The sequence below is a fragment of the Pseudarthrobacter sp. NIBRBAC000502770 genome, from assembly GCF_006517815.1.
GTDB lineage: Bacteria > Actinomycetota > Actinomycetes > Actinomycetales > Micrococcaceae > Arthrobacter > Arthrobacter niigatensis.
In genome coordinates this window covers 1,456,455-1,482,919 of sequence record NZ_CP041198.1, presented here as the reverse complement: position 1 = coordinate 1,482,919, position 26,465 = coordinate 1,456,455, and the positions used below count along the sequence as shown (strand labels likewise).

22 protein-coding genes, 1 tRNA gene and 1 pseudogene are annotated in these 26,465 nt (G+C 66.9%); 13 read left to right on the top strand and 11 right to left on the bottom strand.

Features of this window, described 5'->3' with window-relative positions; all coding sequences use genetic code 11:
• Nucleotides 1-7 precede the first annotated feature (7 nt).
• The gene (locus NIBR502770_RS07185; protein WP_141160562.1) at nt 8-250 is read left to right on the top strand and encodes a hypothetical protein; all 243 of its coding nucleotides are present in this window, start codon (nt 8-10) and stop codon (nt 248-250) included.
• 32 nt (nt 251-282) lie between these two features.
• Here the strand turns inward: NIBR502770_RS07185 and NIBR502770_RS07180 are convergent, their stop codons facing one another.
• Both NIBR502770_RS07180 and NIBR502770_RS07175 read right to left on the bottom strand, forming a co-directional pair.
• On the bottom strand, nt 283-1,314 hold the full coding sequence (locus tag NIBR502770_RS07180) for an aldo/keto reductase (protein WP_141181502.1): 1,032 nt from the start codon (nt 1,312-1,314) through the stop codon (nt 283-285).
• Between the two features lie 58 nt (nt 1,315-1,372).
• Nucleotides 1,373-1,639, bottom strand: a complete 267-nt coding sequence (locus NIBR502770_RS07175; RefSeq protein ID WP_246839689.1) for a YciI family protein — start codon at nt 1,637-1,639, stop codon at nt 1,373-1,375.
• Nucleotides 1,640-1,863: 224 nt separating this feature from the next.
• On the opposite strand from NIBR502770_RS07175, the gene NIBR502770_RS07170 reads away from it, so the two are divergent.
• Entirely contained in the window at nt 1,864-2,628 is a 765-nt protein-coding gene (locus tag NIBR502770_RS07170) for a cytochrome P450 (RefSeq protein ID WP_246857441.1), read from the top strand.
• Nucleotides 2,629-2,665: 37 nt separating this feature from the next.
• Here the strand turns inward: NIBR502770_RS07170 and NIBR502770_RS07165 are convergent, their stop codons facing one another.
• A complete protein-coding gene (locus tag NIBR502770_RS07165; protein ID WP_370871409.1) occupies nt 2,666-3,397 on the bottom strand; it encodes a lytic transglycosylase domain-containing protein in 732 nt (243 codons plus the stop codon).
• A gap of 69 nt (nt 3,398-3,466) precedes the next feature.
• Here NIBR502770_RS07165 and NIBR502770_RS07160 point away from each other — a divergent pair, with 69 nt between their 5' ends.
• Complete coding sequence (locus NIBR502770_RS07160; RefSeq protein ID WP_141181500.1) at nt 3,467-3,982, top strand: nucleoside kinase; 516 nt, start codon at nt 3,467-3,469, stop codon at nt 3,980-3,982.
• A gap of 33 nt (nt 3,983-4,015) precedes the next feature.
• Here the strand turns inward: NIBR502770_RS07160 and selB are convergent, their stop codons facing one another.
• The 3 genes from selB to NIBR502770_RS07145 form a co-directional block, all read right to left on the bottom strand.
• The gene (gene selB / locus NIBR502770_RS07155) at nt 4,016-5,812 is read right to left on the bottom strand and encodes a selenocysteine-specific translation elongation factor (protein ID WP_141181499.1); all 1,797 of its coding nucleotides are present in this window, start codon (nt 5,810-5,812) and stop codon (nt 4,016-4,018) included.
• 3 nt (nt 5,813-5,815) lie between these two features.
• On the bottom strand, nt 5,816-7,147 hold the full coding sequence (selA, locus tag NIBR502770_RS07150) for an L-seryl-tRNA(Sec) selenium transferase (protein ID WP_141181498.1): 1,332 nt from the start codon (nt 7,145-7,147) through the stop codon (nt 5,816-5,818).
• Between the two features lie 36 nt (nt 7,148-7,183).
• Nucleotides 7,184-7,278: transfer RNA gene (locus NIBR502770_RS07145), tRNA-Sec, on the bottom strand.
• 64 nt (nt 7,279-7,342) lie between these two features.
• Between NIBR502770_RS07145 and selD the strand changes: the two genes are divergently transcribed.
• Nucleotides 7,343-8,347 carry a selenide, water dikinase SelD gene (gene selD, locus NIBR502770_RS07140; RefSeq protein WP_210418948.1) on the top strand — a complete coding sequence of 335 codons (1,005 nt, stop codon included), beginning with the start codon at nt 7,343-7,345 and terminating at the stop codon, nt 8,345-8,347.
• Nucleotides 8,348-8,368: 21 nt separating this feature from the next.
• On the opposite strand, the gene nrfD is transcribed toward selD, so the two are convergent.
• The 4 genes from nrfD to NIBR502770_RS07115 form a co-directional block, all read right to left on the bottom strand.
• Complete coding sequence (gene nrfD / locus NIBR502770_RS07135; protein WP_141181496.1) at nt 8,369-9,460, bottom strand: NrfD/PsrC family molybdoenzyme membrane anchor subunit; 1,092 nt, start codon at nt 9,458-9,460, stop codon at nt 8,369-8,371.
• Nucleotides 9,457-10,452 (bottom strand): 4Fe-4S dicluster domain-containing protein, encoded by a 996-nt coding sequence (locus NIBR502770_RS07130; RefSeq protein WP_141181495.1) that lies wholly within the window; start codon nt 10,450-10,452, stop codon nt 9,457-9,459. The genes nrfD and NIBR502770_RS07130 overlap by 4 nt, the downstream gene beginning before the upstream one ends.
• 98 nt (nt 10,453-10,550) lie before the next feature.
• Nucleotides 10,551-13,883, bottom strand: a complete 3,333-nt coding sequence (gene fdh, locus NIBR502770_RS07125; protein ID WP_246857440.1) for a formate dehydrogenase — start codon at nt 13,881-13,883, stop codon at nt 10,551-10,553.
• A gap of 167 nt (nt 13,884-14,050) precedes the next feature.
• Nucleotides 14,051-14,323, bottom strand: a complete 273-nt coding sequence (locus tag NIBR502770_RS07115) for a hypothetical protein (protein WP_246839691.1) — start codon at nt 14,321-14,323, stop codon at nt 14,051-14,053.
• A gap of 223 nt (nt 14,324-14,546) precedes the next feature.
• On the opposite strand from NIBR502770_RS07115, the gene NIBR502770_RS07110 reads away from it, so the two are divergent.
• Nucleotides 14,547-15,593 (top strand): glucose 1-dehydrogenase, encoded by a 1,047-nt coding sequence (locus tag NIBR502770_RS07110; RefSeq protein WP_141181492.1) that lies wholly within the window; start codon nt 14,547-14,549, stop codon nt 15,591-15,593.
• Between the two features lie 14 nt (nt 15,594-15,607).
• Nucleotides 15,608-16,570, top strand: a complete 963-nt coding sequence (locus tag NIBR502770_RS07105) for an aldose 1-epimerase family protein (protein ID WP_141181491.1) — start codon at nt 15,608-15,610, stop codon at nt 16,568-16,570.
• Between the two features lie 120 nt (nt 16,571-16,690).
• On the opposite strand, the gene NIBR502770_RS07100 is transcribed toward NIBR502770_RS07105, so the two are convergent.
• A complete protein-coding gene (locus NIBR502770_RS07100; protein ID WP_141160575.1) occupies nt 16,691-17,191 on the bottom strand; it encodes a MarR family winged helix-turn-helix transcriptional regulator in 501 nt (166 codons plus the stop codon).
• A 90-nt stretch (nt 17,192-17,281) separates the two neighbouring features.
• Between NIBR502770_RS07100 and NIBR502770_RS07095 the strand changes: the two genes are divergently transcribed.
• The 7 genes and pseudogenes from NIBR502770_RS07095 to NIBR502770_RS07065 all read left to right on the top strand — a co-directional run bounded on the left by NIBR502770_RS07095 (nt 17,282) and on the right by NIBR502770_RS07065 (nt 26,415).
• Nucleotides 17,282-17,749, top strand: a complete 468-nt coding sequence (locus NIBR502770_RS07095) for a hypothetical protein (protein WP_210418927.1) — start codon at nt 17,282-17,284, stop codon at nt 17,747-17,749.
• Nucleotides 17,746-18,387 (top strand): gluconate 2-dehydrogenase subunit 3 family protein, encoded by a 642-nt coding sequence (locus NIBR502770_RS07090; protein ID WP_141181490.1) that lies wholly within the window; start codon nt 17,746-17,748, stop codon nt 18,385-18,387. The genes NIBR502770_RS07095 and NIBR502770_RS07090 overlap by 4 nt, the downstream gene beginning before the upstream one ends.
• Nucleotides 18,384-20,039 carry a GMC family oxidoreductase gene (locus NIBR502770_RS07085; RefSeq protein WP_210418926.1) on the top strand — a complete coding sequence of 552 codons (1,656 nt, stop codon included), beginning with the start codon at nt 18,384-18,386 and terminating at the stop codon, nt 20,037-20,039. Before NIBR502770_RS07090 ends, NIBR502770_RS07085 begins: the two co-directional genes overlap by 4 nt.
• 2 nt (nt 20,040-20,041) lie before the next feature.
• Nucleotides 20,042-21,745 (top strand): thiamine pyrophosphate-requiring protein, encoded by a 1,704-nt coding sequence (locus NIBR502770_RS07080; RefSeq protein WP_246857439.1) that lies wholly within the window; start codon nt 20,042-20,044, stop codon nt 21,743-21,745.
• A gap of 89 nt (nt 21,746-21,834) precedes the next feature.
• The gene (locus NIBR502770_RS07075) at nt 21,835-22,956 is read left to right on the top strand and encodes an enolase C-terminal domain-like protein (protein ID WP_141181489.1); all 1,122 of its coding nucleotides are present in this window, start codon (nt 21,835-21,837) and stop codon (nt 22,954-22,956) included.
• 91 nt (nt 22,957-23,047) lie between these two features.
• Nucleotides 23,048-24,862 (top strand): annotated as a pseudogene (locus tag NIBR502770_RS07070) (glycoside hydrolase family 15 protein); the annotation flags it as partial.
• Nucleotides 24,863-25,080: 218 nt separating this feature from the next.
• Complete coding sequence (locus NIBR502770_RS07065) at nt 25,081-26,415, top strand: MFS transporter (RefSeq protein ID WP_141181488.1); 1,335 nt, start codon at nt 25,081-25,083, stop codon at nt 26,413-26,415.
• The last annotated feature ends 50 nt before the right edge of the window (nt 26,416-26,465 follow it).

Genomic DNA, 26,465 nt, shown 5'->3' with positions numbered 1-26,465 from the left:
GGATACCATGCGCAAGGAGGTCGACAGGAGCCTGACCGGCAAGATCGGGCGGGTCACCGGCCGCATCGGCCCGGGCACCATCGGCGAAGTCATGCTGCCCTACCTTGGCGGCACCATGGCATTCCACGCCCATCCGTTCGACAAGACCAGTGACTTCCCGGTGGGCGCTGAAGTGCTGGTGATCTACTTCGACCCGCCGCAAACGGTATACGTGGAGGAGCTGCCGGACGTGCTCAAGCACACCCGGTAAGGGCTGGCCCCCGATTACCCGCCGGTGGGGCGCTACCGTCCGCCCTCCATTTTGCGGCTGCGCTGTTCCTGGGCCATGGGCCCGTAGGGATAGACCCCCACGTCGGGCTGGCTGGCCAGGGTGAGACGGGTGACCTCTTCGGCGCTGAGCTGCAGCTGGGCGGCCGCCAGGTTGTCGGCAAGCTGCTCCGTGGAGCGGGCACCCAGGATTACGGACGTCACGGCGGGCCGGTGTGCCAGCCAGGCCAGTGCCACCTGGGCCGGGCTCACATTGTGGTGGGCAGCGATATCTTCGACGGCGTCGATGACTGCCCACGTACGCGGGTTGTCATTGCGTGCCTTCCAGGCTTCCATGCCGCGTTCGGGATTCTCCCCCAGGCGGGTTGCCCCGGAAGGCCGCTGGTCGCGGCGGTACTTGCCGGACAACCATCCTCCGCCCAGCGGCGACCACGGCAACAGGCCGATTCCTGCGTCAAGCGCGGCCGGTACGATCTCATGTTCGATGTCCCGGACCAGGAGGCTGTATTGGGGCTGCAGGCTGACGGGCGGGTTCCAGCCCTGGCTGCGTGCAACATGGACCGCCTTGGTGAGCTGCCAGCCCAGGAAATTCGAAAACCCGTAGTACGCGATTTTCCCGCGGCCTACGGCGTCGTCCAGGAACCGCAGGGTCTCCTCCAGGGGGGTGATGGGGTCCCACGCGTGCATCTGGTACAGGTCGATCTGTTCCACTCCCAGGCGGCGGAGGGAATCATCGAGTGCGCGGGTCAAGTGCCGGCGCGATGTTCCGACGTCGTTCGGTGCCGTTCCCATGGGGAAACGCCCTTTGGTGGCGATCACCGCCCGGTCCCTCAGGCCCGCCCGCCTGGCCAGCCAGCGTCCGATGATCTCTTCGGACACTCCCGAGCTGTAGACGTCGGCGGTATCGATGAAGTTGCCGCCCGCGTCGAAGTAGCTGTCCAGGATGTCGTGGGAGGTTTCTTCGGTCGCCTCCGCGCCGAACGTCATGGTGCCCAGCGCGAAGCTGGTGACGACGGCGCCGCTGTGGCCCAGGGTCCGGTGCTGCATGGTGAGTCCTCGCGTTCAGTGGTCCTGTTGATGGGAAAGTTGCGTGCGGCTGCGTCCCTCAGGCGAGGTGCACGGCATTCCATTCGAGCAGCTTGGGGTCTGCGAGCCCCTCGGTTACGAAGGGGTCTCCGGCGATGAACCGTTCAGCTTCACTGCGCGAAGTGAAGATGCCCATTGAGCTCAGGCCGGCTTCGGGAGACTGGAAAGGGCCCAGGGCAGTCAGCCCTCCGCCGTCGGCCCGGAAAGCCTCGTAGAAGGCCTTGTGCCGGGGATAGACGGACATGACCGTCGCCCTGTCCACACCCTCGCGCACGCTGTAGATCACTACGCATTCCATAGGGCCGAACTTACCCCATCCCCCGGCCATACGTGCGGGACGCGCAGCCAGCGGCCCGGACCTGATGACGCCGGGGCCCGCCAGGGCTAGGATCAAAAATCTCCGGTCTGGCTCCCCGCATCGCCGGACTCACCAACGAGCTCCTCGACGGGATCGCTGCCGGCGGAAGCGCGGACCTGATCAGGGACCTGGCCTATCCGTTGCCGGTCATCGTGATTTCGGAGCTGTTGGGCATTCCCGCGGAGGACCGGGAGCGCTTCAAGCACTGGTCTGATGTCATCGTCAGCCAAACGCGGACCGCTCCCGCGGGCGAAACCCAGGACACCACCACGTCAGAAATGGTGGAATACTTCCTCGCCCTGATCGACCGGCGCCGGAGCAGGCCCGGCACGGACCTTATCAGCAGCCTGCTGTCCGCGGAGATCGGCGGGCAACGGCTGACGGTGCCGGAACTGCTCGGTTTCTGCAGCCTACTTCTGGTTGCAGGCAATGAGACCACCACCAACCTGATTGGCAACGCCGTTTTGTGCCTGGCCGAGTCACCCGGCACGCTTGGCCGGCTCCTTGAGGAACCGGGCCTGCTCCCCCAGGCGCTCGAAGAAGTCCTCCGCTTTCGGTCACCGGTCCAGTCCATGTACCGGGTGGCGGTCGCGGAAACTGTCCTCAGCGGCCAAAGGGTTCCCGCCGGCGCTCCGATAGTGGCGTGGATCGGCTCGGCCAACCGCGACGGGCAGCAGTTCCCGGCGGCCGCTGAGTTCGACATCGACCGCAGCCCCAACCGGCACCTGGCCTTCGGCCATGGCATCCACTTTTGCCTGGGTGCCCCGCTGGCACGGCTTGAGGCCAGGATCGCCCTGGAGGCGCTGCTGACCCGTCTGCCGGGCCTCTCCCTGGCTCCCGGAGCGGAACTGGAGCGCATGGAAAGCAGCATCGTTTACGGGTTGAAGGAGCTTCCGGTCACCTGGCAGCGCGACTGACGGGCAGGACGCCGGGGCCCGCTGCTTCGCCTGCCCGTCATTGGACCGTGTCCGTTGCCGCTGCGTAGGCGGTGGCCTGGGAGCGCACCTGGCGGAGGTAGGCGTCGGACTGGTTGTAGGCGTGCACTGCATCCGCCCAGCCCCGGGCAGTGGTGAGGTCACCGCCGTGGCCGCACAGATATGTGGCCGCGCTTAAGGCTGCATCGTCAATGTTGAACGGGTCCGCTGCCCCATCCCCGTTCCCGTCCATCCCGGCGATCCGCCACGTGGAGGGGATGAACTGCATCGGGCCCACCGCGTGGTCCCATTGCGCGTCACCGTCCAAGGCTCCGCCGTCGGTGTCAGGAATGGCGGCGAACCCTGCACCGTTGAGGCTCGGGCCCACGATCGGGCCGCTGGCCTGGCCGGCGGAACTCAGGCTGCCGCCGCCGTAGGTTCCGTGGGCTGATTCGACGAAGCCGACGGCGGCCAAAGTGTTCCAGCCGATTCCACACGCGGGAGCAGCTTGGTTGGCGGTGACAACGGCACTGACGTAGGCGCGCAGCGCGCGCACGGGAATGCCGGTTGCTGCGGCGGCGTGGCCAAGCCACGTGGATTCGGGGACCGGTGTGACGTTGACGGCGGTGGCGATCCCGTCAGGCGCGGCCTGGAGCCTGGCCGCGGCGAGGGGCGGCGCCGGCGTGGCGGCGATGTCCCCGGCGCCTGCCTGGCCCATCACCCAGAAAGAGAACGCTGCACTGGCACAGAGCACGAAAAGGCTGAAGACCACAAAGCGTTTTACACGAAGCACCGACCAATCAAACCATCACACCCCTGCCGTTCGTCGGTACCATCAGGCATGGGCAGGAAGAATTACCTTGTCGAGGGCGGTTCCGGTACAGGTAAGACCGCTGTATGCCATGAACTGCGGCGGCGCGGCTACCAGGCCATCAACGGAGACCGTGACCTCGCCTACCAAGGTGATCCGGAAACCGGCGAACCGGTTGCGGGGATCACCGGAACCGCAGTGCACAGCCATCACCTCTGGCGGGTGGCCGACGTCCGGGAGCTGGCCGCAGACCAGCGGGAACCAGCGACATTCTTCTGCGGCGGGTCCAGGAACCTGGCCTCCTTCATCGACCTGTTCGATGCCGTCTTCGTCCTGGAGACGGATGTTGAAACGCTGCGTCGGCGCCTTGACCAGCGGCCGCCGGACGAATGGGGCGGCCAGGCGGCGGAACGGCAGCTGATCGAACACCTGCACGTAACCCGGGAAGAAATCCCGCCGGGCGGCATCCCAATCGACGCCTCCGCGCCGCTCGCGCGCGTAGTGGACGACATCCTGCGCCATCTCCGGGACGGCGGCCCCGGCTAACCGGGGCCGGCGGCTTTCCCGGCCGACGGCGGGTCAGCGCACTACGGTGCGGTGCCCGGCGTCGAGCCTCCTGGTCCAGCCGCGGGCATCGAGGTGTTCCAGCAGCGGCACGGCTATCCGGCGTGTCGTGCCGAGGGCCTGGCGCGCCTGGCTCGTGGTGAAGGGCTGCTCCAAACCGGCGAGGGTGCGCATGGCCAGAGCCGGTGCGGTGGGCAGCAGCACCACCCCGTCGCGCAGCCTCAGTATGCGTCCGGTGCGCTCGGCCGCGGCGAGCTCGCGGGCACCCAGGCCGAGTGCCGCCAGCTCATCGGCTTCGGGGGCGCGGAAGGCGTCCACGCCGAGCCTGCCCTCCAGCCTGGCGATGGCCGGCTCGATGTGTCCAAGGTTGCCCTGGCTCCCGGGAATCCGGACGTGGCCGCCGTCCTGTTCCAGGCCGGCCCCGAGGATGACGTGGGAAAGCAGCTTCTCGTCGGGCAACTTGAGAAGGTCCCGTGCGGCGCCCATGGAAAGGCCCGGTGCCAGGGCGTCCCGCTCCTGCAGCGCCTGGACCGCGGCGCGCAGCTGGTGCTGCCAGGACTGAAAGACGGGAGCGTGCACCCACCAGTCCTCGATGACCTGCACGCCGGCGGGTGCCTCGGCGTCATGCCCGGACAGCAGTCCGAGCCGGCGCAGGCGGTCTGGCTGCACGGCCCTGCGGGCCGCCACTTCCCCCAGCACATCACCTGAGGGATCCATCCCCGCAAGGCGCTGGGCCCAGTGGGCACCGTCACCGCGCCGCCGCAGGACCGGGGGGTCGGCATCGAGGATGCGTGCGCCGCCCAGCACGGTGCGGCTTCCGGGGTCGCGCAGCACCAGCCGGTCCCCCAGGACCAGGGGCAGGTGCCGGTCGAGGACCAGCCGGGCGTGGTCCGCCCCGAAGGGACGCAGCCGGGCCGGCACGGATGCGGTGCCGACATGGACCATGAGTTGTTCCGGTACGTCCGTGTATGCCGCCCCGGTGGTGCGGTGGATGCCCACCACGGCCGTGGTGGGCCAGGCGCCCGGGGAGACCAGGGCGTCTCCGCGCCGGACGTCCGTCGCTGCAACGTCGCGCAGGTTCAATGCCACTCGGCTTACCGGCTCCACGGAAGGGTAGGAGGTGTCACGGCTTTGCAGGCCCCGGACCACCACAGTCCGGGTACCGGTGTGCCCGAGCAGTTCCAGCCGGTCGCCCTGGGCCAGCGTTCCTGCCGCCAGGGTTCCGGTCACCACGGTTCCGGAACCGGTGATGGTAAACGAGCGGTCCACCCACAACCTGACCCGCCCGGTGGTGACCGGGGCAGGCACCCGGGCCAGGACGTCGTCGAGCGTTGCCCGTAACTCCGGAAGCCCGGTCCCGTCGATGGCGGACACCACCACCGCGGGAGCATCCCGCAGCCCTGTCCCGGCCAGCTCTGCGCGGGTCCGCGAGAGCACGTCTGCAACCTGCTGCCCCGTGGCCCGGTCTGCCCGGCTCAGCACCACGACGCCGTGGTCGATGCCCAACGCAGCAACGGCGTCCCGGTGGTCGCTGGACTGGGCCTGCCAGCCCTCGTCCGCGGCCACCACGAAGCAGACCACCGGCGCCGGCCCAATGCCGGCCAGCATGTTTCCGAGGAACCGTTCGTGGCCGGGTACGTCGACGAACGCAACATCCTGCCCGGAGGGCAACGTGGTCCAGGCGTAGCCAAGGTCGATGGTCAAGCCGCGGCGGCGTTCTTCCTCCCAGCGGTCCGGTTCCATGCCGGTGAGGGCACGGACCAGGGTGCTTTTACCGGAATCGACATGTCCGGCTGTGGCAACGACGTGCACCGCTCAGCCCGCCCTGCCGGCATCCGCGGCTTCGAGGCTTGCCAACGCCTCCCGTACGGCCGCGGCGATCCGGGCGTCGTCCCGTTCGGGGACGCACCGCAGGTCAACCAAACAGAAGCCGTCGTGGACGCGCGGCAGCACGGCCGGATCCCCGGTCCGCAGGAGCCGGGCGACGCCTTCCGGGAGCCGGAGTGCCCACCCGGCCAGGGGAACCCCCGGGGCACCTCCGCCGCCTACCCTGCCGTCATGCGGGACCACGGCTGCACCAAGTTCCCGGGCCAGCCGGTCAGTTCGGCGGCGCAGTTGCCCGGCGTCGGCGTGCAGCGCCTGGACGACCGGCGGCGGGCCGCCGGCAACGGTCGCCTCCAGGGCGGCAAGGGCAAGTTTATCGGCCCTGACCGCGCGGGCCAGCGGGTGGCGCGCCAGCCGCGCGATGACTTCCCTGCGGCCCAGCAGCAGGCCGGCCTGGGGGCCGCCCAGCAGTTTGTCGCCGCTGGCAATCACGACGTCGGCCCCACTCGCCAAAGCGGTGGCGGCATCCGGTTCATCCGGCAGGAACGGGTCCGGTGCCAGCAGTCCGCTGCCGAGGTCAGCCACGAGGGGCACCCCGTTGCCGGCAGCCAGCCGGCTCAGCTCAGCCATGGGAACAGCCGAGGTGAAGCCGTCAACACGGAAGTTGCTGGGGTGGACCTTGAGGATGCACCCGGTATCCGGTCCGAGCGCCCCGGCGTAGTCATGGAGGTGGGTCCGGTTGGTGGTGCCTACTTCGCGAAGCCTTGCACCCGTGGATTCCATCAGGTCGGTGAGCCTGAACCCGGCACCGATTTCCACCAGTTCGCCCCGGCTCAGCACCACCTCGCGGCCGGCCGCCAGGGCCGTCGTGGCGAGCACCAGTGCTGCCGCTCCGTTGTTCACCACCAGCGCGTCCTCCGCCGCAGGACATGCAGCGAGGAGGGCGGCGCGGGCTCCGGCGCCGCGGCGTGAACGGCTGCCGTCCGATAGGTCGAGCTCCACGTCCACGTAGCCGCTGGCCGCGACGAGGGCAGCAACCGCGCTTTCGGAAAGCGGCGCACGCCCCAGGTTGGTGTGCACGATGACCCCGGTGGCGTTCAGGACCGGGCGCAGGGTTGTTGCCGTCCGGGCAGCGACGGCAGCCAGCAGGACAGGTTCCACCTGGCCAGCCGGGAGCCCGCCGCTCCGGGCCTGCTCCTGGACATCCCGGACGAGTTCGCGGATGATGCGCCCGTTCAGCCGGGTGCGGGCCTCGCGGACCGCCGGCAGTGCCAGCAGGTCATTCGTGCGGGGAATCAGGCGCCGGGGATCGACCTGGTCCACAGCCCTCCTCGTATCGCGGCATTCGTTGCCGAAAGTTGGCGGTGGCGGACGGGAATCGAACCCGCCAGGCCGAGATGCTCAGCCGCACCGGTTTTGAAGACCGGGGGGCCCACCAGGACCCGGACGCCACCGCGCCTCAATATAGCAGGGTTGCCTTGAAGGTACGCTGGGCAGGTGAATGAGGCCCAGACGTCAATCCAGCAACTCGATGAAGGTGCCGCCGGCGCAGTCCGGCTCACCGACTATGCCCACGGGGGTGGCTGCGCCTGCAAAATTCCTCCGGGCGAGCTCGAAGACGCGGTCCGTGGCCTGATCGGCCAGCCCGGAGCCGAGGTACTGGTAGGCCTCGACACTGGCGACGACGCGGCCGCGGTCCTGGTGCGTGAGGACCTTGCCGTCCTGACCACGGCCGACTTTTTCACTCCCGTGGTCAACGACGCCTTCGACTGGGGCCGGATCGCCGCAGCCAATGCGCTCTCGGACATTTACGCCATGGGCGGCCGGCCAATCACGGCGATCAACCTCATCGGCTGGCCCCGGGGCGTCCTCCCCATGGAGCTGATGACCGAAGTCCTGCGCGGCGGGCTGAGCGTAGCCTCGCAGGCGGGTTGTCCGGTTCTTGGGGGCCACTCAATTGATGACCCTGAGCCAAAGTACGGCATGGCAGTGACGGGCGTGGCCCATCCGGACCGTTTGCTGCGCAACGATGCCGCCCGGCCCGGACTGCCCATCACGCTCACCAAGCCAATCGGCGTCGGACTTCTCAACAACCGGCACAAGCAGACCGGCGAGGTGTTCCCTGAAGCCGTGGAAACCATGGCTGCCCTGAACCGCGACGCGGCCGACGCCGCGGTGGCTGCCGGTGTCAGGGCGGCAACCGACGTGACCGGATTCGGGCTTCTTGGACACCTTTACAAGATGGTCCGGGCCTCGGACGTCGGGGCGGTGATTGACCTGGCCTCGGTACCGGTGATCCAGGGAGCCCGCGAGGCGCTCCGGGACGGTTTCGTGTCCGGGGGTACCCGGCGCAACCTGGACTGGGTCCGGCCGCATCTCGGCGCCGCCGCCGGCGTCAGTGACGACGACCTGCTGCTCCTGGCTGATGCCCAAACCTCAGGCGGCCTGCTCGTTGTAGGCGAGCTGCCGGGGCACCCGGTCATTGGCCACACCACCGCCGGGAAGGGCATCGAAGTCCGTTGAGGCCCTCTTAGGGGCAGCCGGTCAGCTGCCGGTGGTAATTGAATCGCCGGTGACCCCGGCCGCGCGGCGGGCCGCCAGCCGGTTCTTTTGCGGTTCAATGGTGTACCTCGGATCCCTGGCCGAGGCGAGGCCCGCCTCGAACACACCGAACCGGGTCAGTGCCGAAGCGGTAAGCAGCGCCAGTCCCGAGGCCGCGGCCACCATACGGTTCCGTCCGCCCAGCAGCGCGCCAAGGCCGCCGGCGACGGCCAGCCGCTCACTCCATTTGAGCATTGTCCCGGCCTTGCCCTGGTGCAGCGGCTCGGCGGCAACCGGGTCCATCCGGTGCTCCATCACCTTCATGGCCGCAACGTCGCCCAACACGCCCAGCACGGCGAGATTCCGCGCCGGACCTGTTTCGCTTACCGGCGTCGTGACCATGGCCAGGCCGGCAGAGGCCAGGCAGGCGGAACTCACGAAAACGAACGGCAGTTCCTCATGGGCGGCGTTCCACGTCGGTGTGGCAGTATCGCCCAGGAGGACGGCTGTGTAGGCAGCCAGGGGTCCGGCGAAAACTGCGGCTTCGATGCCGGCTGGTCCTTCGACCGCCTGCAGCACTTTGCGCAAGGGACCCAAGGGCAGCCGGTTTCCGCTCATCCGGTCGATTTCCGCCACAGCTGATACTCCCGCGCCGGCGCTGAAGGCGCTGAGGATCCACGAGCCGACGCTCATCGGCGAGGTGACCTTGAAAGTCCGCAGCATGTGCAGGAACCGCTCCGGCCGGCCCAGGTCCTTCACCAGGAAAACTGCGCCGGCGCCCACTGCCGCCAGGGCGCCCAGCCGCGCATTTCTGCGCAGCACCGGGCGTCCGGTCAGTTGCCCGCCGAGGCCAAGGAAAGCCGATCCGGCGGCCACGCCACCCAGGAAAAGGTAGATCGCGACGTCATCGCCCCAGGGGGCAGGCTTAACCACCGGACGGCCGTAGTAGGAAGTGAATTCCGGCTCCGGAACCATCGGCATTTCCCGGGAACCGTCACCGCTGTCCCGACGGCGGCCGGAGCCACGTTTGCCACCCTCACGGCGACGGCGGGCAGGTTCGGATGGCCGGAAACTGTCGAACTCGGAAAGTGTCACGCGCGTCCTCCCAGGAAAGCCAGCGCAGCCGCCGCGGCCATTCCCGCCACTGCCAGGCCAGCTCGCCGGTACATCGTCGGCAGGTCAGCGGTGGGTACCCGTGGGTCCGGTGGAAGTCCGTAGACCTCCGGTTCGTCCAGGAGGAGGAACACCGATCCGGTGCCGCCGACGCCGTCGTTTTCATTCGCGCCGTACAGCCTGGCCTCGGTCATTCCCTGTGCGTGCAGGGCGTCAACGCGTTCCCGGGCCGTCTCCACCATGGCATCGTGGTCGCCAAACTTGATGGACGTCGTCGGGCACGCCTTTGCACACGCCGGTGTCTCGTCGGCCACCAGGCGGTCGTAACACAGCGTGCACTTCTGGGCGATGCCCTCGTTGGGGACGGCGGGATGCTTGGCGTGCTGGTCCTCCCTGCTGGTGGCGACCTTGACGGTGCCGTTGCTGCGGCGTTCAATGACGCCGAACGGGCACCCGGCCACGCAGGTTCCGCAGCCGTTGCAGACGTCGTCCTGCACCACCACGGTGCCGAACTCGGTGCGGAACAGCGCGCCGGTGGGGCAGACGTCCAGGCACCCGGCATGGGTGCAGTGCTTGCACACGTCGGAGGACATCAGCCAGCGGAAATCGGCGGTGTCCGGCGGGGTGGTATCAGCCTGGTCTATCGCAGCCGGGGTGGGAGGCCCGATCCGGGGCATGCCCAGGCTGACCAGGGCCCGTCCCGATTCGCGGGCTTCGACAATGCGTTCCTGGCCCTGTTCGATGAAGGCGACATGCCGCCACGTGCTGGCGCCCAGCGAACCGGTGTTGTCGTAGGAGGACCCCAGAAGTTCGAGGTTGCCGTCCTGCGGGTTGTGGTTCCACTCCTTGCAGGCCACTTCGCAGGCCTTGCAGCCAATGCAGATCGAGGTGTCGGTGAAGAATCCCTTCCGCGGATGGTTGTGCTCCCAATGGGCATCGGCGGTGGGGTCGGTCGGTCCGGACAGCTGGCCCATCTAGTTCTCCAACGTCGGGTCGATGCCCGGAACGCTGCACTGGGGCTGGGTTCCGGGCCGGGCAAGGTTTGTGTCGGCGGGGCCAACGATGACTCCCATCATCGCGGCCCACCATCGGCGTGGCCATTGCCGCCAGCGGGTTCGATGCCCTCCGCAGCAGGGTCAGTGACCGCCTGGTTGCTGGTCGCGGTGGTTACCCCGGCCCTCGCCTGGTACTCGGCCACCAAGGCCAGCAAATCCTTGCCCCGCGGCCGGCGCCCCGGACGGATGTCGCAGGAGGCCACCTTGGATTCCTGGATTTGTACGTTGGGATCCAGCGTCACACCCAGCAGGTCGTTGGCGGCGTCCCCGCTGACGACTGCGTTGCTGCCGACGCCCCAGTGGTAGGGCAGCCCGATCTGGTGCACGGTGTGGCCGCCGACCTTGAGGGGCGCCATCCGGTCAGTGACAAGCACCTTCGCCTCGATGGCGGAGCGGGGCGAAATGATGGTGGCCCACCCGTACGGCTCCAGGCCACGTTCGGCGGCCAGTTCGGGCGAGACCTCGCAGAACATCTCCGGCTGCAGCTCCGACAGGTACGGGAGCCAGCGGCTCATTCCACCCGCCGTATGGTGCTCGGTGAGCCGGTATGTGGTGAAGACGAACGGGTAGACGTCTGCCCCGCTGGTACCGGCGCTCGGCGCGCTGAGGTTGTCCGCGCGGGGGAACACCAGCCTTGCCGGGTTTTGCTGCTGCGGGTACAGCGCGTTGGCAACCGGCGATTCCTGCGCCTCGTAGTGCGTGGGAAGGGGCCCGTCCATCAGGCCCTTCGGCGCAAACAACCAGCCCTTGCCGTCGGCCTGCATGATGAAGGGGTCGTCACCGCTGAGTGCGGCCGGACCGCCGACGGACGGATCGGGTTTGCTGTCCGGCGCCAGGTCGACCGGGAAGTCGGGCACGTCGTCGCCCACCCATTTACCCTGCTCCTGGTCCCACCAGATGTACTTCTTCCGCTCGCTCCAGGGTTTACCTGCAGGGTCGGCCGAGGCCCGGTTGTACAGGATGCGCCGGTTCGCGGGCCACGCCCAACCCCATTCGGAAGCCGCGGGCCCCTGCTCCCGGCCGGGCTTGCGGTTGGCAGCGTGGTTGAAACCGTCGGCATAGACGCCCGTGTAGATCCAGCAGCCGGCAGCCGTGGAACCGTCGGCGCGCAGTTCGGTGTAGGCGGAAAGGGGCTTGCCGGCGTCGGGACCGGCCATGTGGCGGCCGTTGATTTCGGCCAGCACTGCCTCGGCGTCGGGGTCGCCGTGTTCGTCCGTGGGGTAGTCCCACGTCAGGTCCAGCAGCGGACGGTCACGCTCGTCCTGCGAGCCGGCCAGCTTCTCCCGGATCCGCTTGCCCAGTTCGAAGAAGAACTGCAGTTCGCTCTGGCACTCACCCGGCGGAGCCACCGCCTGGTGCCGCCACTGAAGCAGCCGCTGGGTCTGGGTGAAGGACCCTGCCTTCTCCACGTGCGTTGCTGCCGGCAGGAAGAAGACCTCGGTCTCGATGTCCTCGGTGCGGAGTTCCCCGGATTCGATTTCCGGGCCGTCCTTCCACCAGGTCGCCGACTCGATCATGTTCAGGTCCCGGACCACCAGCCACTTCAGGTGCGACATTCCCAGGCGCTGCATCCGGCCGTGGGCCGAGCCGACCGCCGGATTCTGGCCGAGCAGGAAGTAGCCCTCCACCTGGTCCTCGAGCATGCCCATCACAGTCTCATACGTCCCGTGGGCGCCGGTGAGCCTCGGAAGGTAGTCGTAAGCCCAGTCGTTCTCTGCCGTTGCTGCCTCCCCCCACCAGGCCTTGAGGAGGCTGATGGTGTAGGCGTCCGCGTCGGCCCAGAAGCCTTTTTGCTGCTTGGATCCCACAACCGCCAGATACTCTTCGAGGGTGTCGTGGCGGCCCGCGCTGGGCATCGGCAGGTATCCGGGCAGCAGGTTGAACAGGGTTGGGATGTCGGTGGAGCCCTGGATGCTGGCGTGGCCGCGCAGGGCCATGATTCCACTGCCCGGCCTTCCCACGTTCCCGAGCAGGAGCTGCAGGATCGCTGCGGCGCGAATGAACTGTGTTCCCAGGGAATGCTGGGTCCATCCCACGGCGTATGCGAAGCAGGTGGTCCGGTCGCGTCCCGAGTTCTCAGTGATGGTGCGCGCCAGGTATTCGAAGTCCGCGACACTGATGCCGCACATGTCCTGGACCATCTCAGGCGTGTAGCGGGCATAGTGCCGCTTCACGATCTGGAAGACCGTCCGGGGGTTCTGCAGGGTGTCGTCACGCAGTACTTCGGCATGTTCCATGGGCGGACCACCGCTGCCGAACGTGTCGCCGTGGGCACGCGCCCCGGCATCGGCGCCATGATCAGATCCGGAACCAGGGTCGTCGATTACACCGTCGTCTTTTTCGGCGTAACCCCAGGAGGATGTGTCGTAGGCCCGCCGCTCCGGGTCGAATCCGGAGAACAGGCCGCCCAGGTCCTCGGCGTCCCGGTAATCGTCGTGGACCAGGGTGGCAGCGTTGGTGTACGCGCTGACGTACTCCTTGAACCAGAGGTCGTTGGCGATCACGTAGTTGATGAGCGCGCCAAGCAGCACAACGTCAGATCCAGCCCGAATGGGGATGTGCTTGTCCGAAACCGCGGACGTCCGCGTGAACCGGGGGTCGATGTGGATGACCTTGGCTCCGCGGGCCTTGGCCTCGGCAACCCACTGGAATCCCACGGGATGGCACTCGGCCATGTTGGAACCCTGGATGATGATGCAGTCGGCGTTGGCCATGTCCTGCAGTGACTGCGTAGCGCCACCGCGTCCAAACGAGGCTCCCAAACTGGGAACCGTTGCGGAGTGTCAAATACGCGCCTGGTTCTCGGTCTGCACCGCCCCGGCAGCCGTAAAGAGCTTCTTGATTAAGTAGTTCTCTTCGTTGTCCAAGGTTGCGCCGCCCAGTGAGGCGATGCCCATGGTCCTGCGCAGCAGCCGGCCGTGTTCATCTTCCTGCTGCCACGTCCGGCGGCGGGTTTCGATGAACCTCTCCGCGATCATCTCGACGGCGGTGGCCAGGTCCAGGCGCTTCCATTCGGTAGATCGCGGCGCACGGTAAAGGACCTTGGTCTGCCTGCCCGGCGAATTTACCAGTTGCTCGCTGGCAGAACCCTTGGGGCAGAGCCGGCCGCGGGAAATCGGTGAATCCGGATCGCCTTCGATCTGGATGACTTTCTCGTCCTTGACGTAGACGCGCTGCCCGCATCCCACTGCGCAGTAGGGGCACACACTTTGCACGACGCGGTCGGCAGTTGCGGTCCGGGGGGCAATGGCCTTCGTCCTGGCCGAGGTTACCGACGGTCCACGGCCCAAGAGGTCGCCCGTGGTCAGTTGACGGACGACCGGCCATTGAAGAAAACTTCGCGGTGCCATTTCTGGAGCATATCCCAGAGAGCGGCCAGAGCAACAGGACGGGGCCAGGCGTGTCCTGTTGTCATGCAAGCGTCCGGCTTAAAACCAAAAAAGCCGCTGCCGGCCCGGATATCCCGGGGCTGCAGCGGCCAGTGTGACAGCCCGGTAGCCCGCGCTGCACGTTTGGTTTACCGTTCGATACTGACGCTGAGGTCGAGGTGGATGTTCTCGCTTGCGAGCCGGTCCTGGAGGTAACGGGCCAAGCTTGCATCCGTGGCAGTATGCGCGCCTTTCGGCACTGCGCCGCGGAACACAGCCTGGGTGTTTGTTGACCTGATAACGTCCAGGGGCGTCGACCGGAGGTGTCCGTCGGTCAGGCGTTCGATGTCGGTGCGGAAGGTGCGTCGGTGGTCATGCCGCGCGGACGCGTGCATGGTGAATGGAATGAAAGCTACGGGCAAGGGAGTCCTTTCGGGTGAGGCAGTCACCGGTCGGCGCCTCACCATTGACAAGGCGGAAGCGGGCCGCAATATTCCCTTCCGGGACGACTGGAGGCCGACATCACCTGCACGGCTGCGCACTGGACCGCCGAGCAGCAGCAAATATTCGCAGCCCACTGATCATTGCGTAACCGCAAATAACGAACGAGACTGGCTGTACGGACTGTCCAGTTGAGGAGAGACGATGCGTGCACTGACAGTGACACCGGGGTCAACAGACTCTTTACGCCTTCGCGACCTCCCGGAGCCGCCCGAAAATGAGGGCCAGGTGCTGGTGGAGGCACTGGCGGTAGGGCTCTGCGGGACCGACATCGAGATCATCAAGGCTGAATACGGGGAAGCGCCGCCGGGTCAGGACTTCCTGGTGCTCGGGCACGAAAATCTTGGCCGGGTGGTGGCCGCTCCCCCGGCGTCCGGCTTGGAAAAGGGTGACTTGGTGGTGGGAATTGTCCGCCGCCCTGACCCGGAACCCTGCAAGGCCTGCGCCGCGGGTGAATGGGACATGTGCCTGAACGGCAACTACACCGAGCACGGCATCAAGGGCCTGGACGGTTTCGCGCGGCAGCACTGGCGGGCGGACGCCGATGCCATGGTCAAGCTCGGCTCCGGCCTGGAGGACGTGGGGGTCCTGCTCGAACCCACCACGATTGTTGCCAAGGCCTGGGAACAGATCAACAGAATCGGGCAGCGCGCCTTTTTCGACCCCCACACGGCGGTGGTTACCGGCGCGGGACCCGTTGGACTGCTCGCGGCACTCTTAGGAGTCCAACAGGGCCTTGAGGTCCATGTCTTCGACGTCGTCACGGACGGACTGAAACCCCAGCTTGTCCGCGACTTGGGGGCGTCCTACCACAGCGAACCCCTCCCGGAATCAGGCCTGAAGCCCGACGTCCTGGTCGAATGCACCGGAGTCACCCAGGTGGTCCTTGATGCCCTTAAGTGCCGGGACCAGGACGCCATCACCTGCCTCACCGGCGTCTCGGGGACCGGAAAACAGACAAAGGTGGATGTCGGCGCCCTCAACCGGGAGGAGGTGCTCATGAACGGAGTGGTTTTTGGGAGCGTCAACGCCAATCGGCGCCACTATGACGCTGCCGCCCAGGCACTTGCCAAGGCAGATCACGACTGGCTGCGACGCCTCATCACCCGGCGGATTCCTTTGGCGGACTTCGCTGATGCTGTCCAGCACCGGTCCGACGACGTCAAGGTCGTCCTGGACCTGACCCACTAAAGGAGGCCGCCGCCATGACCAAGGAACCATCCTATAGGGACCCCGGAACCGACCGCCGACTCCCTTCGGGGCGGCAATATGCAATAGCCTCCGGCGGGCACGAGGTCATTTTGACCGAGGTTGGAGGCGCCCTGCGGACATACCAACACGACGGCCGGAGCCTGCTGGATGGGTACGGTCCGGAGGCCATGTGCACGGGCGCGCGCGGGCAGTCCCTCATTCCGTGGCCCAACCGAATCAGCAGCGGCAGTTACACCTGGGAAGGCAGGCGCCTCCAGCTTGACCTGAGCGAGCCGGACAAGGGCGGAGCGATCCATGGGCTGACACGTTGGCGGAACTGGGCCGTGCTGCACCATACGGAGGATGCAATCTCGTTCGCATACACCCTGCACGCCTGCCAGGGATGGCCCTGGGTGCTCGACTGCCGCCTGGACTACCGGATTGGCGAGGGCGGGTTGAGAGTTCGCACTACGTCAGTGAACCGCAGCCTGGAACAGTGCCCCTACGGCACCGGGGCGCATCCCTATCTCAGTACGGGCGTGGGGCGCCGGGGTTCCATCGACTCCGCATTGGTCCAGGTGCCCGGCCACACCTTCCTCCCGGTGGATGAGCGGGGCATCCCCACCGGGCATGAACAAGTGGACGGCACTGCCTATGATCTTCGGGAACTCCAACAGCTCGGCGGACGGCACGTCGATGTCGCCTACACCGGCCTGGTGCGGGACGGTGACGGTCGCGCCCGGGTAAAGCTCCTGCGTCCGGACCACTCCGGAGGAGTCGAACTATGGGTGGACGAGGCTTACCCGTACCTGGAGATTTTCACCGGGGACACTCTTCCCGAGCAGGAGCGGCACCGCAGCGGGCTGGGAGTGGAACCCATGACATGCGCCCCTGACGCCTTCAATTCCGGCGAAGGCCTGACCACACTCGAACCCGGGCAATCCCACTCTGCCGAATGGGGCATACGGCCGCTCTAGGTGCTGCGCGGCCAGGAGCCGCCGCGCCTTTTCCAATCGAAGGCAAAACACTAACTATTGCGTATACGCAACTATGGGAGTTGAATGAAGTATGTCTTGCCGCAGCAGAAACCGGCGACTTCAGGTGCCGGCTCCCAAGGTAAAGCGGCCGTCCGAAGTGCCTTGGCCACCGGCGGCGGCCGCGAAGGCTTCCAAGGCCGCAGCCAGTGCTGGGCGGCGGCCCGACGGCATACGCGAAATGACCTCCGCAATCGCCTGCCGCCGGTGGTCCAGCACCGAGTCCACCAAGGACTTTCCCTTCACGCTGAGTTCCAGGCGAACGTATCGCCGGTCCGCAGGATCCTCCCTCCGCTCCAGCAGGCCGGCAGCGACCAGGCGGTCGCAGATGCGGGTGGCATTGGAGGCGTGCACGCCCAGTTCGGCTGCCACCCCGCCAAGGTTCTGCGGTCCACGGGTGTGGATGAGGACCAGGACGCGCAGCTGCGGAGTGTTCACCACATCCTCGACCTCGGCCACTGAGCGGGCCACGACCCGCAAAAGGGTGTCGGCGGCCAGCATCACCGCCTCAACTTCCCGGCTCGAAGGTTCCGGCGTGGGCTCAGGTCCACCAGCAGCATCCATGGGGACCAGTTTCCTCCGCTGGTTGCTCTCCCGCAAAGTTTGAAGGTTCCACGTCACCCAGTACGGGACCTTCCGCAGGTAAGGAGAATCGTGAGAACACACCAGGCAGAAAGGGCCGCGGCCGGAACACTACACGGCATCGACAGGCTCATCCGGAATGTACGGACCGGACGGTTTGAGCGGTCGCTTGCCGCGCTGACGGCGGCAGGCGCCTTGGTGACCGCCGCGGAAGTATTCCTTGAGCACGACAAAGCGAGTTTCGGAAACAAGTGGATGTGGGCACCCGTGGCTCTTGGCCCCGTTGGCGCGGCCGCGGGCGTTGCCGGTGTCTTCAGCCGCCGCATGGCCAAAACGGCACTCCCGCTGGCCAGCGCTGCCATTGTGGCGAACGGGCTGCAGGGTACCTGGCTGCACCTGCGGGGAATCAGGCAGAAGCCCGGCGGCCTGTCCAACCTGCGCTACAACCTGGAGATGGGTCCGCCTTTGTTCGCCCCGCTGTTGGTGACAATGGTAGGGGGCATGGGTGTCCTGGCCTCGGTCTTGCGGAGGGAACCGTGAGCGCGCTCCCCTTGGGCGAAGACGACGGCGGCGGCCGGTACCCGGGCTTCAGCACCCTCGCCCAGGCGCGGCACTGGGACCGCGTGACGGCCTCCGTCGTGCAGTCACGGATGACGCTGCCTCCGGACATCCGTTTCTTCACGCCGGCTGAGGAAGCTGCGGCACGAACCCTCTTCGACCTGCTGCTGGACCAGCACGACGAGCCGCGGGTCCCGGTGGTGAACATGGTGGACGCCCGGCTGGCGGAGGAGCAAACCGACGGCTGGCACTACGGCAATATGCCCCGCGACGGTGAAGCCTGGCGTGCCACCCTCGCTGCGCTGGACTCCGAAGCGGGATCGCGGGGCGGCTGCAGCTTCGCCCTGCTGGATCCGGAGCACCAGGCGGCCCTGCTGCAGGACGTCTGCGATCTGCAGCAGGAATTGTGGCACGGGCTTCCGGCGGACCGGGTCTGGAGCTTGTGGACACGGTACGCCTGCACAGCGTTCTACTCCCATCCCTTGGCCTGGGATGAGATCGGCTTTGCCGGCCCGGCGTACCCGCGCGGCTACAAGAACCTGGGCGTGGACCGGCTGGAGCCGTTCGAAGTGCGCGACATCCGCCCCGGTGCAGACCCCACCCGAAGGACCGGCCCGTGAGCACCCTGCGCAGCCGGAACGAGTCAGCCTGGCTCTTGCCCGCCGGACCTGGCAGCAACCTGCTGCTGCGCGAGGACATGCGCCGTTTCCGCCACGAGGAGGAGGTGGACATTGTCATTGTGGGTTGCGGTGCCGGGGGCGCCACACTGCTGCAGCGCCTGTCACGGGCCGGGTGGCGGGCGGTGGCGTTGGAGGCGGGTCCGTTCTGGGAACCCGAGCAGGACTGGGTCAGCGACGAAGCCGGCTCCCACCATCTGTACTGGACCGAGCCCCGGGTGATCACGGGCAAGGATCCGGTGCCGCTGGGCTCGAACAATTCGGGCCGCGGGGTGGGAGGGTCCATGGTTCATTTCGCCGGGTACACGCCCCGGTTCCATCCAAACGATTTCCGCACGTGGAGCGAGGACGGAGTGGGCGCGGACTGGCCGTTGGAGTACGCCGAACTCCGGGAGTTTTATGAGGACATCGAAGGCGAACTGCCCGTGGCCGGGGAGCACTGGCCGTGGGGCGATCCGCACAGCTACCCCCACCGGCCGCACCCGGTATCCGGGAACGGTGAGCTGTTCCTCAGAGGTGCGAACGCCTGCGGCATTACCGCAAGGGTGGGGCCCGTGGCCATCGCCAACGGCCGATTCGGCAACCGCCCGCACTGCATCTACCGCGGCTTCTGCCTCCAGGGCTGCAAAGTCAACGCCAAGGCCTCTCCCCTGATCACCCATGTCCCGGACGCCCTGGCCCACGGCGCCGAAATCCGGGCCGACTCCATGGCCACGCGCGTGGGGTTTGACGAGCACACAGGCCTGGCGACCGGCGTCGAATATGTCCATGGCGGCCTCCGCCGGTTCCAGCGGGCCCGGATGGTGGCAGTGGCCGGCTACTCGATCGAAACTCCGCGGCTTCTGCTGAACTCCACCTCACCACGGTTCCCGGACGGCATGTGCAACGACTTCGACCAGGTGGGCCGGTACCTGATGGTGCAGGGCGCGCCGCAGACCGCGGGCCGGTTCCAGGCAGAGGTCCGGATGTGGAAGGCCCCGCCCCCGGAAGTGAGCACGGAGGAGTTCTACGAAACAGACCCCGGGAAGCCGTACAAGCGTGGCTTCTCCATCCAGACTGTTTCGCCCCTTCCGATTACGTGGGCGGAGCATGTTGCGGCGCAGGGCCACTGGGGTCCGGCGCTGCGCCGTCACATGAGCGACTACCCGCACTGGGCCTGCCTGGGTGCCCTCTGCGAGTTCCTGCCCCTTGCAGGAAACAGGGTGACGCTTGCGGAGGAAACGGACCGCAATGGCATCCCCGTGGCCTGTTTCACCTACAGCCAGTGTGACAACGACCGGCGGCTGATGTCCGCCGCACAGAAAGTCATGGAACAGATCCTCACCGCTGCCGGAGCGGAGGAGGTCATCACCATCAACCGCTATGCGCACCTGGTGGGCGGGGCCCGCATGGCCGCCGGTGAGCGGGACGGAGTGGTGGACCGCAACCTGCGCAGTTTCGCCGTACCCAACCTGCTGGTTACCGATGGCAGCGTGCTGCCCACCCAGGGCAGCGCCAACCCGGCCTTGACCATCATGGCCCTGGCGGCCCGCGCCGCACGCGTCCTGATCCGGGGCGCCCGCAAGGGCGCCCCGGCGAGTGAAAAGGAAGACTGATCATGGCAACAACAGTGGCTGACTACCTGCTCTCCCGGCTGGGTGAATGGGGCGTGGACAAGGTCTTCGGTTTCCCCGGGGACGGCATCAACGGCATCCTTGCCGCCTTCGGCAAGGCGGGCAACTGGCCGAAATTCATCCAGGCGCGCCACGAGGAGATGGCCGCATTCGAAGCTGTTGGCTACGCCAAGTTCGACGGGCACCCTGCCGTGTGCATGGCCACCTCCGGCCCGGGCGCCATCCACCTGCTCAACGGGCTCTACGACGCGAAGCTGGACCATGTTCCCGTGGTGGCCATCGTCGGCCAAACGGCACGGAGCGCCATGGGCGGCTCCTACCAACAGGAGGTGGACCTGCTGACCCTGTTCAAGGACGTGGCCTCCGACTACGTCCAAATGGTCACCGTTCCCCAGCAACTGCCCAACGTCATCGACCGGGCCATCCGCATCGCCGAGGCCCAGCGGGCGCCCACCGCTGTGATCATCCCGGCCGACGTGCAGGAACTCGAATATTCCGCACCCACCCACGAATTCAAGATGGTGCCTTCCAGCCTCGGCATCCGCTGGCCGGGGATCCAGCCGGACAGCGGCTCAATCCGTGCTGCCGCCCAGCTCCTGAACGAGGGCTCCAAGGTGGCCATCCTGATCGGGCAGGGCGCCCGCAGCGCGGCCGCAGAAGTCAAGGAAGTGGCCGACCTGCTCGGAGCCGGGGTGGCCAAGGCCCTGCTGGGCAAGGACTCCCTGCCCGATGACCTGCCCTACATCACAGGATCCATCGGGCTGCTGGGCACCCGGCCCAGCTACGAAATGATGCGGGACTGCGACACGCTGCTCACCATAGGCTCCAGCTTCCCGTACACCCAGTTCCTGCCCGAACCGGGCCAGGCCCGCGGTGTGCAGATCGATATCGATGCGAAAATGATCGGGCTGCGCTATACCAACGAATTCAACATCGTGGCCGATGCCGCCACCGCCCTGCGCGCCTTGATCCCGCACCTGGACCGCAAGCAGGACCGGTCCTGGCAGGAGAACCTGGAGAAGTCCGTCAGCCGCTGGTGGGAAACCATGCACAAAGAAGCCATGGTCAGTGCGAACCCCATCAACCCCATGAGGCTGTTCGCAGAGCTGTCCATCCGGCTCCCGGAGAACGCGATGCTCAGCGCCGATTCCGGTTCGTCGGCGAACTGGTACGCCCGGCAGCTCAAGTTCCGGGACGGGGTCCGGGGTTCGCTGTCCGGCAACCTGGCCACCATGGGCCCTGGCGTCCCCTACGCCATCGGCGCCAAGTTCGCCCACCCGGACCGGCCTGCCATCGCCTTCGCCGGGGACGGAGCCATGCAGATGAACGGGCTCGCCGAGCTGATCACCGTCAAGCACTACTGGCGCGAATGGAGCGACCCCCGGCTGGTGGTGGCTGTACTGCATAACAACGACCTGAACCAGGTCACCTGGGAAATGCGTGCCATGGGCGGTGTGCCTGCCTTCCGCGAGTCCCAGGCGCTGCCCGACGTCGACTACGCCGGGTTCGCGGAAAGCCTGGGGCTGCTGGGCATCCACGTGCAGGATCCCGACGACGTGGGGCCGGCCTGGGAGAAAGCCCTCGCCACAGACCGGCCCACCCTGCTGGACGTCCGCACCGATCCCGACATTCCACCCATCCCCCACACGCCACCTTCGAACAGGCCCGGAACAGCGCGGAAGCCATGATCAAGGGCGACGACAGCGCCTGGGGCGTGGTCAAGGAAGGGGTCAAGACCAAGATCCAGGAATTCCTGCCGCACAAGGGGGGCTGACCGGTGGCCAGGACCGCGCCGGACAGTGCAGAGGTTCCCATCGCCGATGTCCAGACGGCGACCTACACGGTTCCGACGGAGGGGCCGGAAGCGGACGGCACGTTCAGCTGGGACTCCACCACCATGGTCCTGGTCCAGGCAGCAGCGGGCGGAAAGACCGGACTGGGCTGGACCTACGGTCCCCCGGCGGCAGCAGCCCTGGTGGAGGACCTTCTCGGTCCTGCCGTGTGCGGCATCGACGCCCTCGACGTTCCCGCCGCCGCGGCGGCCATGGCGCGTTGCGTCCGCAACCCGGGAAGAACAGGCCTCGCGTCCTACGCCGTATCCGCCGTCGACTGCGCCCTCTGGGACCTGAAGGCCCGCCTTCTGGACCTTCCGCTGCACAAGCTGCTCGGCGCCGTCCGGGACAAGGTGGCGGTCTATGGCAGCGGCGGCTTCACCACCTACACGGAAACCCAGCTGCGCGACCAGCTCGAAGGCTGGGCCCACGGACAGCACATCCCCCGTGTAAAGATCAAGATTGGACAGGACAACGGGACGGACGTCCGGCGGGACCTGGAGCGGATCCACCAGGCGCGCGCCGCCGTCGGCCCTGGCGTGGAACTTTTCGTCGACGCCAACGGTGCGTACACAGCCAAGCAGGCGGTCCGCGTAATGCGCGCGGTTTCCGGCGAAGACGTTTCCTGGTTCGAGGAGCCGGTCTCCAGCGACAACCTGCCCGGGCTCCGGGAAGTCAGGAACGCCGTCGACGCCGACGTGGCCGCCGGCGAGTACGGAACCGGGCTTCCCTACTTCCTGCGGATGTGCGCGGCCGGTGCCGTCGACTGCCTGCAAGCGGATGTGAGCAGGTGCGGGGGCATCAGCGAATGGCTCCGCGTCGCCGCGCTCGCCGCTGCCCACGGCCTGGAAGTCTCCGGCCATTGCGCTCCCAACCTGAGCGCCGCCGTAGCCGCCGCCACCCCCAACTTCCGGCACCTGGAATGGTTCCACGACCACGTCCGCATCGAGAGCCTCTTCTTCGATGGAACGCTGGACCCCGACGGCGGGTGGCTCAGCCCCGGAGCGGGCAGCGGCAACGGCCTCTCGCTCCGTACCGCGGACGCCTACGGATACAGGGTCGGCTGACCAGCCGCCGCGGCCCGCCAACAAAGCTCACAGCGCCAGGAAGGACCCCTTCAATGGAGACACCGCACAATGAACCGGACGGTCGACCCGCCTCCGGGGGTGCCTGATGGCGGAGATCAGCGACTATGCAATGGTGGGTGATCTGCACACAGCAGCCCTGGTTGGCCGCAACGGATCCATCGACTGGATGTGCCTGCCAAATTTCGATTCGCCGGCCTGCTTTGCGGCACTCCTGGACTCCCCGGAGGCGGGACGCTGGCTTCTGGCACCGGCCGGGGCCGGCGACTGCACCCGGCGGCGCTACCGGCCCGGAACCCTGATCCTGGAGACGGAATGGGACACTGCAGACGGCAGCGTGCGGGTCACGGACTTCATGCCTGCCCGCGATGACTCTGTCGACATGGTCCGCATAGTGGAGGGTCTCAACGGGAGCGTACGCATGAAAGGCGAGCTGCTGCTCCGCTTCGACTACGGGCGCATCGTTCCCTGGGTCCGGCGCATGGGTTACGGCATCAGCGCCATTGCCGGTCCGGACGCCGCCTACCTCAGCACCCCGGCGCCCGCGAGGGGCCAGGACATGCGGACCATCAGCGAATTCACCGTCAAGGCCGGTGAGCGGGTCCCTTTCGTCCTGCATTGGGCACCGAGCTGGAAGCCAGTTCCGGACCGGACCGACCCCAACCGGGCCCTGGCTTCCACGCAGGCTTTCTGGGATCAGTGGACCGGCCGCAACACCACTGCCGGCCGCTATCACGACGCCGTCCAACGGTCCCTCATTACCCTCAAGGCACTGACCTATGCCCCTACCGGCGGCATCGTGGCGGCCCCCACCACGTCCCTGCCCGAAGACCCCGGCGGCAGCCGCAACTGGGACTACCGGTACTGCTGGCTCCGGGACGCCACCCTGACGCTGCAGTCCCTGCTCGCATGCGGTTACACCGAGGAAGCAGCTGCGTGGCGGGAATGGCTGCTGCGGGCCGTCGCAGGCGACCCCGCCGATCTGCAGATCATGTACGGGATCGACGGCACCCGCCGACTGCCCGAGGCCGAACTTCCATGGCTCAAGGGGTTTGAGGGCTCGAAGCCGGTCCGAACGGGAAATGCGGCGGCACCGCAGCTTCAGCTGGACGTGTGGGGCGAGGTACTCGACGGCCTCGCGCTCACACGGGCCGCTGCCCCTAACGGTGCTGCGGATGATTCCTGGGACATCCAGGTGGCGCTCATGGAATACCTTGAGGGAGCTTGGGACCAGCCGGACAACGGGCTGTGGGAGATGCGGGGCCCCCGGCGCAACTTCACCCATTCAAAGGTCATGGCCTGGGTCGCCGCTGACCGGATGGTCAAAGGCGTCCAGCAGTACGGGCTGCCGGGTCCCCGGGATCGTTGGGCTGCGCTGCGGAAGCAGATCCACGACGACGTCATGGCCCAGGGCTTTGACGAAAAGCACAACACTTTCGTCCAGTCCTACGGCAGCACCGAACTCGACGCCAGCCTGCTGCTTATCCCCCGCGTCGGGTTCCTGCCACGCAACCATCCACGCGTCACCGGCACTGTCGAAGCTATCCAAAAGAACCTCACCCGGGACGGCTTCGTTCTGCGCTACCACCCGGAAGCGGCCAATGACGGGCTGCCCGGCACCGAGGGCGTGTTCCTCGCCTGCTCCTTCTGGCTGGTCGACGCGCTCCTGGGAATAGGACGCCGCGAGCAGGCCACCGACCTGTTCGAACGTCTGTTGACACTCCGGAACGATGTGGGCCTGCTCAGTGAAGAATGGGACCCCAAGAACCACCGCCAACTTGGAAACACTCCACAGGCTTTCAGTCATTTCCCCCTCGTCCACTGTGCCCTGCAACTTGGCTACGCCTCCGGCCCCGAAGGTCCGGAAAAAAATGCCTCACCAGCCTAAATCTCTTGCGTATACGCAAAAGTTGCTATTGAATAAAAGAATATTCCGCGTGGGGCCAGGAGCGACGGGACACCTGATGGATTCCACCGCCGCGGCGGCCCCCGCACAAGTCCCGCTCCTTCCGTCCTGCACGGAAAGCAGGCCCGTCCGGGTCCGCGGGAGAGCGTCAGCATGCTGGGGTGCTATCTGATAAGCCATATTGCGAAGGAGCAATTCCGATGGCACGCAACGCCATGTCAGCGACTGCGGTGGGAAACGCCCGGTGGACGAGGCTGATTCCCGTCGCAATCATCGTGTACATCATCTCGTTCATGGACCGAACCAACATCGGCTTCGCCCTCAACGGCCTGCATCAGGACCTTGGCATCGACGCCGCGCAACAAGGGCTGGCTGCGGGTATCTTCTTCATCGGCTACCTCGTCCTGCAGATACCAGGCGGACACCTTGCCGAGCACTGGAGCGCCAAGAAATTCGTTGGCATCATGGTGCTTGTCTGGGGCGTGCTGGCGGTCCTCTCCGGATTCATCCAGGATTTCACCCAGTTGCTCGTGGTGCGCTTCTTCCTCGGCGTGGCCGAGGCGGGGATCTGGCCGGCGATCCTAGTCCTGATCAGCCACTGGTTCCCCGCTGCCGAACGGGCCCGGGCCTATGCGTTCTGGATGATGAACATCGCCATTGCGTCAATCATCACGGCCCCGCTGTCCGGGTGGATACTGTCCTTCTCGGACTGGCGGTGGCTGTTCATCATCGAGGGAATCTTCCCGTTCGTCATCGCCGCGCCGTTGTGGTGGGCCCTGATCGCCGACCACCCGCGCGACGCCAAATGGTGCTCCGAGCAGGAGCGTGAGTACATCGAACAGGGCCTTGCTGCTGATGCCGCGGCCCATCCCCAGCAGGAAAAACTCGGCCTGCGGCACGTCCTGTCCAACGCAGTGGTGTGGCGGCTGACCCTGGTCTATTTCCTCATCCAGATCGGGTTCTACGGCATCAACATCTGGCTCCCGCATGTCATCAAGACGATCACCTCCGGTTCTTCCCTGGAGGTAGGCCTGGTCACGGCCATACCGTACGTGCTGGCCATGTTCGGCCTCTGGTACAACGCCAAGGCCGCCGACCGATCGGGCCGCTACTCCACCCACGTGCTGTTGTCCATGGCCATCGGCGCTGTTGCCCTGGTCATCTCGGTGGCAACCGGGGACAACCTTCCGTTCCTCGCGGTCACCCTCATCAGCATCGCCGTCGCCGGAGCCTTGGCCTATGACGGGCCGTTCTGGGCTTCCGCATCCCGCGCCATGCCGGTGGCGGTGGCCGGCACCGCCATGGGACTGATCAACGCAGTAGGCAACCTCGGCGGATTCGTGGGGCCCTACGTGGGCGGGTATCTGCAGGACGTGACGCACGGCAGCTTCCTGGCCACGTCCATTTTCCTGGCATGTTGCCTGCTCGCCGCCGGACTTGTAATGCTGAGCCTTCGCCGAGGCGGTGACAGGCCAGTGGCAGGCGGAGAGGTGGATGCGCAGGAATCCCGGCGGAGCCATGCGGGAAAAAACTAGCTAGTCCACGGAAGCGGCCTTGGCTTCCCGGCCCCTCCGGGCAGCCAAGG